The organism is Flavobacterium gyeonganense (genome assembly GCF_029625295.1).
GTDB lineage: Bacteria > Bacteroidota > Bacteroidia > Flavobacteriales > Flavobacteriaceae > Flavobacterium > Flavobacterium gyeonganense.
In genome coordinates this window covers 163,880-176,735 of the sequence record NZ_CP121112.1, presented here as the reverse complement: position 1 = coordinate 176,735, position 12,856 = coordinate 163,880, and the positions used below count along the sequence as shown (strand labels likewise).

Annotated in this window: 12 protein-coding genes and 1 pseudogene; 9 read left to right on the top strand and 4 right to left on the bottom strand. The window is 34.3% G+C overall.

Going from position 1 to position 12,856, the window contains the following annotated elements:
• Nucleotides 1-5 precede the first annotated feature (5 nt).
• The 6 genes and pseudogenes from P5P89_RS00725 to P5P89_RS00700 all read left to right on the top strand — a co-directional run bounded on the left by P5P89_RS00725 (nucleotide 6) and on the right by P5P89_RS00700 (nucleotide 5,289).
• The gene (locus P5P89_RS00725; RefSeq protein ID WP_278010297.1) at nucleotides 6-1,334 is read left to right on the top strand and encodes a 4Fe-4S dicluster domain-containing protein; all 1,329 of its coding nucleotides are present in this window, start codon (nucleotides 6-8) and stop codon (nucleotides 1,332-1,334) included.
• Nucleotides 1,335-1,407: 73 nt separating this feature from the next.
• Nucleotides 1,408-2,198: pseudogene (locus P5P89_RS00720) on the top strand ((Fe-S)-binding protein).
• 5 nt (nucleotides 2,199-2,203) lie between these two features.
• Nucleotides 2,204-2,803 carry a hypothetical protein gene (locus P5P89_RS00715; RefSeq protein ID WP_278010296.1) on the top strand — a complete coding sequence of 200 codons (600 nt, stop codon included), beginning with the start codon at nucleotides 2,204-2,206 and terminating at the stop codon, nucleotides 2,801-2,803.
• Between the two features lie 45 nt (nucleotides 2,804-2,848).
• The gene (locus P5P89_RS00710) at nucleotides 2,849-3,331 is read left to right on the top strand and encodes an ABC transporter ATPase (protein WP_278010295.1); all 483 of its coding nucleotides are present in this window, start codon (nucleotides 2,849-2,851) and stop codon (nucleotides 3,329-3,331) included.
• Between the two features lie 374 nt (nucleotides 3,332-3,705).
• On the top strand, nucleotides 3,706-4,842 hold the full coding sequence (bshA, locus tag P5P89_RS00705) for an N-acetyl-alpha-D-glucosaminyl L-malate synthase BshA (RefSeq protein ID WP_278010294.1): 1,137 nt from the start codon (nucleotides 3,706-3,708) through the stop codon (nucleotides 4,840-4,842).
• Nucleotides 4,843-4,863: 21 nt separating this feature from the next.
• Nucleotides 4,864-5,289 (top strand): protease complex subunit PrcB family protein, encoded by a 426-nt coding sequence (locus P5P89_RS00700; RefSeq protein ID WP_278010293.1) that lies wholly within the window; start codon nucleotides 4,864-4,866, stop codon nucleotides 5,287-5,289.
• 51 nt (nucleotides 5,290-5,340) lie between these two features.
• Here P5P89_RS00700 and P5P89_RS00695 read toward each other — a convergent pair whose 3' ends face one another.
• Together P5P89_RS00695 and P5P89_RS00690 are read right to left on the bottom strand one after the other, a co-directional pair.
• A complete protein-coding gene (locus P5P89_RS00695; protein WP_223680451.1) occupies nucleotides 5,341-5,838 on the bottom strand; it encodes a hypothetical protein in 498 nt (165 codons plus the stop codon).
• Between the two features lie 151 nt (nucleotides 5,839-5,989).
• Entirely contained in the window at nucleotides 5,990-6,814 is an 825-nt protein-coding gene (locus P5P89_RS00690) for a UDP-2,3-diacylglucosamine diphosphatase (RefSeq protein WP_278010292.1), read from the bottom strand.
• A 186-nt stretch (nucleotides 6,815-7,000) separates the two neighbouring features.
• On the opposite strand from P5P89_RS00690, the gene aroC reads away from it, so the two are divergent.
• Together aroC and P5P89_RS00680 are read left to right on the top strand one after the other, a co-directional pair.
• The gene (aroC, locus tag P5P89_RS00685; protein ID WP_223680447.1) at nucleotides 7,001-8,059 is read left to right on the top strand and encodes a chorismate synthase; all 1,059 of its coding nucleotides are present in this window, start codon (nucleotides 7,001-7,003) and stop codon (nucleotides 8,057-8,059) included.
• Between the two features lie 49 nt (nucleotides 8,060-8,108).
• Nucleotides 8,109-9,392: a dicarboxylate/amino acid:cation symporter gene (locus tag P5P89_RS00680; RefSeq protein WP_278010291.1), complete on the top strand. Its 1,284-nt coding sequence runs from the start codon at nucleotides 8,109-8,111 to the stop codon at nucleotides 9,390-9,392.
• A 45-nt stretch (nucleotides 9,393-9,437) separates the two neighbouring features.
• Here P5P89_RS00680 and P5P89_RS00675 read toward each other — a convergent pair whose 3' ends face one another.
• Both P5P89_RS00675 and P5P89_RS00670 read right to left on the bottom strand, forming a co-directional pair.
• Nucleotides 9,438-10,688 (bottom strand): DEAD/DEAH box helicase, encoded by a 1,251-nt coding sequence (locus P5P89_RS00675; protein ID WP_278010290.1) that lies wholly within the window; start codon nucleotides 10,686-10,688, stop codon nucleotides 9,438-9,440.
• A 134-nt stretch (nucleotides 10,689-10,822) separates the two neighbouring features.
• Nucleotides 10,823-11,860 (bottom strand): formimidoylglutamase, encoded by a 1,038-nt coding sequence (locus tag P5P89_RS00670; protein ID WP_269236629.1) that lies wholly within the window; start codon nucleotides 11,858-11,860, stop codon nucleotides 10,823-10,825.
• A gap of 96 nt (nucleotides 11,861-11,956) precedes the next feature.
• Here P5P89_RS00670 and P5P89_RS00665 point away from each other — a divergent pair, with 96 nt between their 5' ends.
• Nucleotides 11,957-12,835: a hypothetical protein gene (locus P5P89_RS00665; RefSeq protein WP_278010289.1), complete on the top strand. Its 879-nt coding sequence runs from the start codon at nucleotides 11,957-11,959 to the stop codon at nucleotides 12,833-12,835.
• The last annotated feature ends 21 nt before the right edge of the window (nucleotides 12,836-12,856 follow it).

Below are 12,856 nucleotides of genomic sequence, written 5' to 3'. Positions count from 1 at the left end.
GAGAGATGAGCTATCTAGATAATATTTTGTTTGCTATAGTTTTGATAGCAGGTTTTGCTTTTTTTGCTTCCGGAGTAAAAAAAATCATCAGAAATATCAATTTAGGTATTGACGTAGACAGAAGCGATAATCCTAAAGCACGCTGGAAAAATATGGCCATGATTGCACTCGGACAATCTAAAATGGTGAAACGTCCTATAGCAGGAGTCCTTCATATTTTTGTGTATGTTGGATTTATAATTATCAATATTGAATTACTCGAAATTATAATTGATGGTTTATTCGGAACACATAGAATTTTCGCGCCTTATTTAGGTGGTGTGTATGATGTCTTGATAGCTTCTTTTGAAATATTAGCCATACTTGTTATTTTTGCTGTAACCGTTTTTTGGATCAGAAGAAACCTGATTCGGCTGAAACGTTTTATACATTCTGATTTAAATGGCTTTCCAAAAAATGATGCTAATTATATCCTGTACTTTGAAACGGTTCTGATGATTTTGTTTTTATTGATGAACGCTTCAGACCTGCATTTACAAAATGTTCCGGGAGGGGTTTTTCATAAAGCAGGAAGTTTTCCGGTAAGCCAGTTTATAGCACCAATTTTTAACGGAATGTCAAATGAACTGGTTGTCATTTTATTTGAAGTGTTTTGGTGGTTGCATATTGTAGGTATTTTGTGTTTTATGAACTATTTGTATTTTTCAAAACACCTGCATATTCTTTTAGCATTTCCAAATACTTATTTTGCCGATTTGAAGCCAAAAGGACAGTTTGATAATCTGGCATCTGTTACTAAAGAAGTGAAATTGATGATGGATCCAAATGCTGATCCGTTTGCATCACCAGTAGATGAAAATGCAGTACCTTCAAAATTTGGCGCTAGTGATGTTCAGGATTTAAACTGGGTACAACTATTAAACGCTTACACATGTACAGAATGCGGGCGTTGTACATCGGCTTGTCCGGCTAACCAGACTGGCAAAAAGCTTTCTCCTCGTAAAATCATGATGGATACAAGGGATCGTTTGCAAGAAGTAGGAAAAAATATCGATGCCAATAAGGGAGTTTTTGTTCCGGATAATAAAACATTACTGAACGATTATATAACGCCTGAAGAGTTGTGGTCTTGTACGTCTTGTAATGCCTGTGTAGAAGAGTGTCCGGTAAATATTAGTCCGTTGTCTATTATTATGGATATGCGTCGTTATTTAGTAATGGAGCAAAGTGCTGCACCAATGTCACTAAATGCAATGATGACTAATATCGAAAATAATGGTGCTCCTTGGCAATACAGTCAGCAGGATCGATTGAACTGGAAAAACGAGAATTAAAATTATAGGTAGTAGGTTACTTTTACGGATGTAACTGAATTTAAAATATCGATTAATAAATCAACAAAAGAAGATGTCAGAAAGTTTAGTAGTACCAACAATGGCAGAAATGCTGGCCGAAGGAAAACAGCCTGAAGTGTTGTTTTGGGTTGGTTGTGCAGGAAGTTTTGATGATAGGGCAAAAAAGATTACAAAAGCTTTTGTGCGAATTCTAAATCGTACAAACGTTTCTTTTGCAGTACTTGGTACTGAAGAAAGCTGTACCGGTGATCCGGCAAAAAGAGCCGGAAATGAATTTTGTTTCAGATGCAGGCTATGATGAATATCGAGGTTTTAAATGCATACGAAGCTAAAAGAATAGTTACGGCATGTCCACACTGTTTTAATACTTTGAAAAATGAATACCCTGAATTAGGAGGAAATTACGAAGTTATTCACCATACCGAGTTTTTGAAATCATTAATAGATGAAGGAAGACTTACTGTTGAAGGCGGGCAATTTAAAGGAAAAAAAATAACTTTTCACGATCCGTGTTATTTAGGAAGAGCGAATAAAATTTATGAAGCTCCAAGAGATTTGATTCAGAAACTAGATGTTGAACTGGTTGAAATGAAGCGTTCAAAAGCTAATGGATTGTGTTGTGGAGCAGGTGGTGCACAAATGTTTAAAGATGCTGAACCGGGTAATAAGGAAATAAATATCGAAAGGACGGAAGATGCACTTGAAACCCAACCGGATATTATTGCAGCAGGCTGTCCGTTTTGTAATACCATGCTAACCGACGGTATTAAGAACAAAGAAAAAGAAGGACAGGTAAAAGTGATGGATATTGCTGAGTTAATTGCGAATGCACAAGATTTGTAAAATAAATGAAGAGAATACTATTTTTACTGTCAGTCCTTTTTAATGTTGTTTCGTATTCACAAGATGTTTTAAGTGTTATTGCTAAAGAAACATGTGAATGTCTGGATAACAAAAAAAGTAAATCGGATAATTTTACGGGAGATGAATTAAAAACAGCTGTGGGGTTGTGTATGATTAGGAGTTATTCTGATCATATGTCTGAGTTTAAAGGCGATGAAAAAGTGAAGTTTGGGGATGAAGGAGGAATGACCAAATTAGGTGAGGATGTTGCTGTGAAAATGCTCGAAACTTGTCCTAATATGATTATGGAATTAGGAAAGGAATCTAAAAATGATGTAGAAGCTGAAGCAGAAGATGTTTCTGTTACAGGGGAAGTAACCGATATAAAATCAGAACAGTTTTTGACTCTGCAGCTAAAAGATAAAAACGGAAGAAGTTATAGTCTTCTTTTGCTGGATTATTTTGAGACCGCATCATTATTGACTAATAATGAAATTAAAAAAAGGGATAAACTTAAAGCAAGTTATACAGAAATTGAATTATTTGATGTGAAAGCAAAAGAATTTCGATATTATAAAATCCTTACTAAATTAGAGAAACAATAATAGTTCTGTTTTTGAACTGAAACAAACAAATTAAGAAAAATTAAAATGTATATACCTTTTGAAAATTTACCTGGTGAATCCAGAGTCTGGATTTATCAATCGAACAGAAAATTTTCTGAGGAGGAATTTTCGGAAATAGAGACTGACTTAAAAGCATTCGTAGAAGGCTGGGCAGCTCACGGAACAAGTCTTGAAGCTTCTTTTTTGCTTAAATACAATCGTTTTATTGTATTAGCAGTTAATCAGGAAGTACAGGCAGCTACAGGCTGTTCAATTGACAGCTCTGTAGAATTCATTCAAAGTTTAGAGAAGAAATATAATGTCGATCTGCTTGATAAAATGAATGTTACTTTTAAGCTTGGAGAACATATTGCGCATAAACCATTGATCGATTTTAAGAAGATGGTAAAAGACAAATCAGTTTCTGAAAATACGATTGTATTTAATAATCTGGTAAACAATATTGAAGAATTCAACGAATCCTGGGAAGTTCCTGCGGCTGATAGCTGGCACAGTCGATTTTTTTAATAGAAACTTAAAGAATATTTTAAGGCATGAAATTTAGGTTTTGTGCCTTTTTTTATGCAGTTTTCTGATTTTTAATTGGTTATGGTTTTTTTGTTGAATAGATTAAAATATATGAAGTCATTATCAAGTAAATATTTCTAAACTAGCCCAGATGGCAGTGGCATCCTTTTGGGCCGGGGTTCGGCACAAAAGATACAGCGAACAGCGGGACAAGTGTTTCTTTTGAAAATAAATTTCTCTGCTTCTGATTAAAATTAGAATCAAAATTCTAACTGTCTAATAATCTGATCTCTCTAAAATTCACAAAAATCTAACAAATCAAAGGGCAAATTAAATGCTATTTTTGAGTATTTTCGTAGAATTAAATTTAGTACATGAAAATAGCAATAGTTTGTTATCCGACCTTTGGAGGAAGCGGTGTAGTAGCCACTGAATTAGGTCTTGAATTAGCCAGACGCGGGCACGAAATCCATTTTATTACGTATAGCCAGCCTGTACGATTGGCGCTTTTAAATCCAAATGTCCATTATCACGAAGTAAACGTTCCTGAATATCCTCTTTTTCATTATCAGCCCTATGAACTGGCTTTGTCTAGCAAACTGGTTGATATGGTGAAATTATACAAAATAGAGCTCCTGCATGTACATTATGCTATTCCGCATGCTTACGCAGGCTACATGGCAAAGCAAATGCTGAAAAACGAAGGAATTAATCTTCCGATGGTTACAACCCTTCACGGAACCGATATTACGCTCGTTGGAAACCATCCTTTTTATAAACCTGCTGTAACTTTTAGTATCAATAAATCGGATTATGTGACTTCAGTTTCACAAAGTCTTAAGGATGATACGCTGAAGTTATTCAAAATTAAGAATAAAATTAAAGTAATTCCGAATTTTATTGAATTGGATAAGGTCGTTAAAGATCCGCAGGCACCATGTCATCGTGGTGTTATGGCAAATGAAAATGAACGGATTATTACCCATATCAGTAACTTTAGAAAAGTAAAACGAATTCCGGACATTATTAAAATTTTCTATCATATTCAAAAAGAAATGCCGGCGAAACTTATGATGGTTGGCGATGGTCCCGAAAAAGAAAATGCAGAACTGTTATGTCAGGAACTAGGAATTCTGGATAAGGTAATTTTCTTTGGGAATAGTAATGAGATTGATAAAATTTTACTTTTGACGGACTTGTTTTTACTACCATCAGAAACAGAAAGTTTTGGTCTGGCGGCTTTAGAAGCAATGGCTTGTGGAGTTCCGGTAATTTCGAGTAATTCAGGAGGTTTGCCGGAAGTAAATTTCGACGGTGTTTCAGGATATTTAAGCGATGTAGGGAATGTTGAAGAAATGGCCGCAAATGCCATTAAAATTCTTAAGGACGATAAGGTTTTGAAAGAATTTAAAAACAATGCTTTAGAAGTTGCTAAAAAATTCGATATTAAAAACATATTACCTAAATATGAAGCGTTATATCAAAAAGCAATAGACGACTATAAAGAATAGATAACTTAAAATAAGCGGTGAATGAAAAAAGTAGTTTCGGTTTTAGCGGTTTTTATTTTGATTTCCTGTGGAGCAAAAAAAACATCAAATTCAAATATTCCATTATATGAAATCCTGACAGAACAGTCTAACGGAGGCGGAAATATCAAGTTTTTTGAAATTTTGACTGAACCAAATGAAATCATGATGCTTCATAATGATCCTATTTTAAAGGATAAAATGAAACATGATGATATTGCTACTTCTAATTATGTGATTTTGAATATGGGTGAAAAAAATACAGGAGGATATTCAATAGGAGTTGAAAAGGTAGAAGAAACGGATAAAAATATTATTATTACTGTCAAAGAGAATGCTCCTGCGAAAGACGCTATGTTAATGCAGGTAGTCAGTTATCCGTATACAGTTGTTAAAATACATTCTAAGAAAGAAATTATTATTAAGTAAAAAAAACCTGTCGCTTTTAAACGACAGGTTTTTTTGTAAAGTAGGTTTTTATTAGAATCTGAATCTTGCTCCTAAACCTACATCAAAACCAAAGTTGTCATCATCATAATATCCTGATCCAATTTCAGGTCTTGCATCTATTGATAAAGTAAGGGGAAATTCTTTAAATCTGTATTCTATGCCAATATCTCCGGCTGCAAAAACATAAGTTCCGCTGTCATCAAAATTATTTCCAGGGCCATCATAATTGTAATCCCAGGCTGCAATACCACCCCCAACACCAGCGTACCAGTTAAAACCTCCTTCAATGTTCCAGACCCACTGATAAAGGGCTACACCTTTTATAGCGTCAACATATCTGTGGTCTCTCCATCCTAAATCGAATTCTAGTCTGTTTTTTTGGTTTAAGCCTAATTGGTATGAGATTTCTCCTCCAAAACCGTTATTGTCTCCGAGACGTAATCCTAATGCATGCTTAGAAATTTCTTGTGATTGCGCAGTAAACGCTATACCTAATAGCGTAATAGCAGATAAAATGATTTTTTTCATAAAAATGGTTATTAATTTTTGTTCAAAATTATAATTATTGTTCAACTCAAACGTATAAAATTGTTCGAAATTGTTATGTAATTCCCATTTTTGATAAAAGCATATATCTATTTAGTGTTATTGTTTTAGTAAGTTGTTGATTGTTAAAATGTTACTTTTTAGTTATTGAAGTAAATAATTCTGAAGTTAAAATATCTTCCATTTCAAAGAGATTTTCTTCGGCTTCCGCAAAGTCAGCATTAGAATATGAGAATAATTTCCAGCGTTTTTTGTGATATTCTAAAGCTGTTAAATTTTCGATCCAGTCTCCTGAATTTAAATATAGAGTTGATCCATATTTGTTTTCCTTTTCAATAATTTTAGGCTCATGAATATGTCCGCAGATTACATAATCGTATTTTTTTTCAATTGCCAGATCAGTCGCAGTAGTTTCGAAATCAGAAATAAATTTAACGGCTTTTTTTACACTGGCTTTTATTTTTTTTGAAAATGAATAAGGTTCTTTTCCTAATTTGGCTAAACACCAATTTGCAAATCGATTACACAAAATCAAATAGTCATAACCAAGGCCGCCTAGTTTTGCAATCCATTTTGAGTGTTGTACTGATGCATCAAAAACGTCTCCATGAAAAATCCATGCTTTTTTATCGTCTAGTTCTAAAACCAATTTGTCTACTAAAGAAAAATTACCCATATTCATATCACTGAATTTTCTCAGGATCTCATCATGATTTCCGGTGATATAAAACACTTTAGTGCCTTTTGAAGCCATTCCGATAATACGTTGAATGACTTTTAAATGGGATTTAGGAAAATATGATTTTCTAAATTGCCAGGCATCGATAATATCTCCGTTTAAAACTAATGTTTTGGGTTTAATGCTTGAAAGGTAGTTGTTTAACTCCTTGGCATGGCTGCCGTAAGTTCCTAAATGCACATCTGAAATGATGACTAATTCGACATTTCTTTTTTTCAATTTTTCTCAATTTGAAGTTTAGCAAATTAAGTAAATCAAAATAGGTTTTATTTTATCAAAATGTTATCAATTGGATTTTAGTTTTAATAAATTATGATTTTTTTAAAGAGTGCTATTGTGGTCAATACTGATTTTAAATTTTTTAATTTAATTCATAAAACTTACATTTGCTCAAAACTAATTATAATGGCAGGAAATAGCTACGGCACACTATATAAAGTTACCACATTTGGAGAATCTCATGGGGAAGCTTTAGGCGGAATCATAGACGGTTGTCCATCAGGAATTCAGCTTGATTTTGAGGCAATTGAGTTGGATATGGCGAGAAGAAAACCAGGACAGTCAGCAATTGTTACGCAAAGAAAAGAACCGGATGCGGTTCAGTTTTTATCGGGTATTTTTGAAGGAAAAACTACCGGAACTCCAATCGGATTTATTATTCCGAATACTAATCAGAAATCAGATGACTATTCACATATAAAAGACAACTACAGACCAAGTCATGCAGATTATGTGTATGATCAGAAATATGGTTTCAGGGATTACCGCGGAGGCGGAAGAAGTTCTGCACGTGAAACAGCCAGCAGAGTAGTGGCAGGAGCGATTGCAAAACAAATGCTGCCTGAAATAAAAATTAATGCCTATGTTTCATCTGTTGGTCCAATTCATTTAGAAACGCCTTATCAGGAATTGGATTTTTCTAAAATTGAAAGTAATCCTGTGCGTTGTCCCGATGAAAAATCAGCGGCAGTTATGGAAGAATACATTCGTGATATCCGTAAACAGGGAGATACTGTAGGCGGAGTAGTTTCATGTGTAATTCAGAACGTTCCTGTTGGTTTAGGAGAACCAGTTTTTGATAAACTGCATGCCGAATTAGGTAAAGCAATGCTTTCAATCAATGCCGTAAAAGGTTTTGAATATGGAAGCGGTTTCTCGGGGTCAGAAATGAAAGGAAGCGAGCATAACGACTTATATAATACAGACGGGACTACAAAAACAAATCTTTCCGGTGGGATCCAAGGAGGAATCAGCAACGGAATGGATATCTATTTCAGGGTAGCTTTCAAACCAGTTGCAACTATTATGCAGACCCAGGATTCATTAGATAATAAAGGTAACATTACACCAATGACCGGAAAAGGACGTCATGACCCGTGTGTGGTACCAAGAGCCGTGCCTATTGTTGAGGCTATGGCAGCTATTGTTTTAGCTGATTTTTATTTAATCAACAAGACATATTAATTTAAAAGCAGGCAGTGAGGGTCTTTTTTTAATTTAAATTCAAAAAATAATGGATAAAATCCAAAACCAAAAGAAATCTTTTTTTTCCGGACTGACAGGTCAAATTTTAATAGCAATGGTTCTTGGAGCTACTTTAGGAATTATATTACACAATATGATTTCACCTGAAGCTGCCCAATCATTTAGTACAAAGATAAAAATGCTTGCTACTATTTTTATTCGATTGGTACAAATGATTATTTCTCCTTTAGTTTTTACCACTTTGGTAGTAGGAATTGCAAAGTTGGGAGATATTAAAACTGTTGGAAGAATAGGGGGAAAAGCACTAGGATGGTTTTTTACAGCTTCCTTTATATCTTTGTTAATTGGATTGTTTTATGTAAATATTTTGCAGCCAGGTGTAGGTTTGAAACTCGATAATGTTGATATGGCAACTGCTTCTGAAGTTACAGGCAAAACCCAAAATCTTTCTTTTGAAAATTTTGTTGAACACATTGTACCTAAAAGTATAATAGAAGCAATGGCAACCAATGAAATCCTTCAGATTGTAGTTTTTTCTATTTTCTTTGGATTAGCAGCCGCATCGTTAGGTTCGACTGTTAAGCCTATTATAGGTGCTTTTGATAAATTATCACACATCGTTCTAAAAATGGTGAATTATGTGATGAATTTTGCCCCGATAGGTGTTTTTGGTGCTATTGCAGCAGTATTTGCGGTAAGAGATGCAGAGGAATTGGTCATTACGTATTTTAAATTTTTCGGGTCTTTTTTAATCGGAATAAGCACATTATGGGTTTTGTTAATTGCGGTAGGATATGTTTTTCTGAAAGGAAGGATGACAGAGTTATTGAAACGTATTACCGGGCCATTAGCTATTGCTTTTGGTACTACGAGCAGTGAAGCAGTTTTTCCTAAGTTAACAGAAGAATTAGAGAGTTTTGGGGTAAAAGACAAGATTGTTTCTTTTATGCTTCCGCTGGGTTATTCTTTTAATCTTGACGGAAGTATGATGTATATGACTTTTGCCAGTATTTTTATTGCTCAGTTTTATAATGTACATTTAGATTTAGGAACTCAGATGGCAATGCTTTTGGTTTTGATGTTAACCAGTAAGGGAATTGCAGGTGTGCCAAGGGCAAGTTTGGTAGTGGTTGCGGCGACTTGCGGTATGTTTGATATTCCTGTTGAAGGTATTGCTTTAATTTTGCCAATTGATCATTTTTGTGATATGTTCAGAAGTGCGACAAATGTTTTAGGAAATGCTTTGGCAACTTCAGTAGTTGGACAATGGGAAGGTAATAATGATTTAGGATCAGATTCAGAAAATAATTAGTAAGATATATTTATTTCACGATATTTAAATAAAACAAAACGCTGGTTAATACCAGCGTTTCTTATTTTGTTTAGAAGCATTTGATTTTCTTGATTTATGAGCACCGCCGCTTCTGTTTGAATTTTTAGGCTTTTCAGCAGTTGCGTCAGGACTTCCGGCATGCCATTGATAGGGATGGTCGCTAATTGTTTTTACATCTACTTTTATTAATTTCTGAATGTCTTTCCAATATGGATGCTCATCTTTACCGCAGAACGATATCGCAATTCCGCCATTTCCTGCACGTCCTGTTCGTCCAATTCTGTGCACATAGGTTTCCGGTATATTAGGCAAATCAAAATTAATTACAAACGGTAACTGGTCGATATCGATTCCTCTGGCTGCAATGTCGGTTGCAACCAATACGCCCACTTCTTTGTTTTTAAAAGCATCTAAAACGCGTTGTCTTGCATTTTGAGATTTGTCCCCATGAATTGCCTCAGCAGGAATATCCTTTTTGCGCAATGCTTTCACAACATTGTCAGCTCCATGTTTGGTTCTTGCAAAAACCAATACATTCGATAATCCTTCTGTTTTAATTAAATGATATAGTAAATTTCTTTTTTCAGTTTTGTCTACAAAATAAACACGCTGCTCCACATTTTCAGCAGTTGAAGAAACTGGAGATACGGTTACTGTTTCCGGATCTGTCAAAAACATTTCAGCCAGTTCACGTATTGCTATTGGCATAGTTGCCGAAAAAAATAGTGTTTGTCTGTTTTTAGGAGTTAGCTTTACGATTTTTTTCACATCGTTTACAAATCCCATATCTAGCATTTGATCTGCTTCGTCAAGCACCAAAACATGTAAATGATCTAAATCCAGAAAACCTTGTTTTTGTAAATCTAAAAGTCTTCCGGGTGTGGCTACTAAAATATCAACACCTTTTTTTAAGGTATCAACCTGCGGATTTTGGGAAACACCGCCAAAAATTGTCAATTGGGTCAGGTTTGTGTATTTGGCATAAGTATCAAAACTTTGTCCAATTTGTACTGCTAATTCACGGGTTGGGGTAACTATAAGGGCACGGATTTGTTTAGCTTTTTTTGATGATCCTACAATTCGGTGTAACTGATGTATGATTGGAATGGCAAATGCAGCTGTTTTTCCGGTACCAGTCTGCGCACAGCCAATTAAATCTCTGCCCGCCAAGACAATCGGAATAGCTTGTTCCTGAATAGGGGTGGGATTTAAATAGCCTTCTTCAAATACGGCTTTTTGTATACTTTTTGAAAGTGATAAATCTTCGAATAACATATCTTAGGTATTAAGAACTTAGTTTTAAGTACTAAAATTCTGTGCAAAGATAGTTTTATTCGGGCAATGGTTTAATTGATTTTAGGTTTATTTGGCAAAACTGATAATTACAAATTGTTAATAGTACTCCGATTTTAAACTTTTTCGTGATTTGCTTTAATAAAATCAGTTACAAGATAACCGATTAATTTGCCTATTAAATGATTGTTAGGAGAATTATCTAAATCAGGAGCCCCTTCACAAATATGCAGATAAGCAGCATTTTTGTGTTGTCCAAAGTAAGAAACAAACTGTCGCAACTGTTCAATTGAAAAACCACTGATTGTCATGGCACTGCTTGCAATATTCGGGATGGCATCCAGGTCAATCTCTATTCCAAACGAATCTGTTTTTATGAATTCAAGTGCTGAAATCATTTCGTTTGTAAAATCTTTCTCTTCACGTATGCTTATGCTGTCATATGTATTATAACGTACCCGGTCTTCAAGTTTTTTTATAATGTCTAAAACACTTTTTGAAGTGTAGTTTTCGTGCAAACCAAAAATGAAGTATTTTTTAAGAAAACCTTCTTCGTAGGCATAAGAAAAGCCATTTCCGCTATGTCGTCCTTCAAGTATTCTGAAATCTGAATGAGCATCAAAATTGATTGCGTTTATTGACTTACCTTTGGCCAAAGCCGTGCCTTTTATATTTCCATAAGCATTGTTATGGCCACCTCCAATTATAATAGGTGTCTTACCAGCCTTAATTATAGTGAAAATAACATGTGATACTTCTTTGTCAATTTTTTCAACCAGCTGACTTAGCTTTGAGCGATCATCTATATCATTGAAATCAAGATTTTCAACCTCGCGCATTAGCTCGGAAACATTTATTTTACCTAAAACAATAATCTGACTGCCTTTGCAAAAACGATTATGCTGGATGTTTGCAATACTTTTTATAGCAGATTCCCAGGCAGAAGCTGCTCCCGGTCTCCCATAATTAGCGCGTACGCCAATATCTTCAGGAATCCCCAAAATAACATATTTAGCTTCACTCTCTTTTATAAACTCATGTATATCCACTCCTTTCGGAATAGTAATCATTTTTTCTCCAAATTTTATTTCACCGCTGCGGTGATTGGTGACTTTTGCTAAATCACTAACAGTAAAAGGGATTAATTTGTCCATAAAAAAAATTATTATCCAAAAATAATATAATTGTGGCAAGTTACGTTATTAGGTTATATTAATTATTTAAATTTGTTTTTAAGAAAATTATTAAATATGGAAAACCCAAACAAAAACAACTCAAGTCTAAAGGCGGTAATCGCTGTTTTAGCAGTCCTACTAATTGGTAGTTTAGTGTACATTTTTAAACTTTCTTCTGATTCAGATGTTGTAAAAACAGAACTAACATCAACATTGACAGAAAAAGAATCTGTAATGAAGGATCTTCAGGAATTGAAAGCAACATATGATGCTGCTATTGCTGAAAATACATCGATGTCAGATGAATTAATTCAGGAAAGAGATAAAGTTGTAGCTTTAATGGATGATTTGAACAAGTCAAAAGGTGATGTTTCTAAATTCAGATCACAAGTTCAGGGATTGCAGACTAAAATGAAAACGTTGGTTGCTGAAAACGATGAATTAAAAAAACAAAATGGTGTTTTAACAGTTCAGAGAGACAGTACAATTGTGGTGTTGGGAGAGTCGAAAAAATTCAATGAAGTGTTAGTGGGGCAAAACGAAGCATTGTCTAAAACAGTTGAAAAAGGTTCCAAATTATCTGTTTTAAATACAAAAACTGCCGCTTACAAATTGAAAAGTTCAGGTAAGCAAATTGAAACAGATAAAGCAAGTCGTGCTGATGTTTTAAAAGTTAGTTTTACTATTGCTGAAAACCAAATTGCAAAGTCAGGAGATAAAACTTATTATGTGCAGGTAATTGATAGCAAGAATAATGTGTTAGGTGACAAGAAAACAGAAACCTTTGGAGATAATTCATTAACCTATAGTTTTAAAACAACAGTACAATACGAAAATAAAACTGTAAATGTTTCAGAAGATTTACCAGGTAAGGATTTTGCAAAAGGAACTTATTTTATTAATATTTTTGATGGTGGAGATTTAGTTTCTAAAACAAGCTTTTCTTTGAGATAACATATTGAAGCAACATATAAA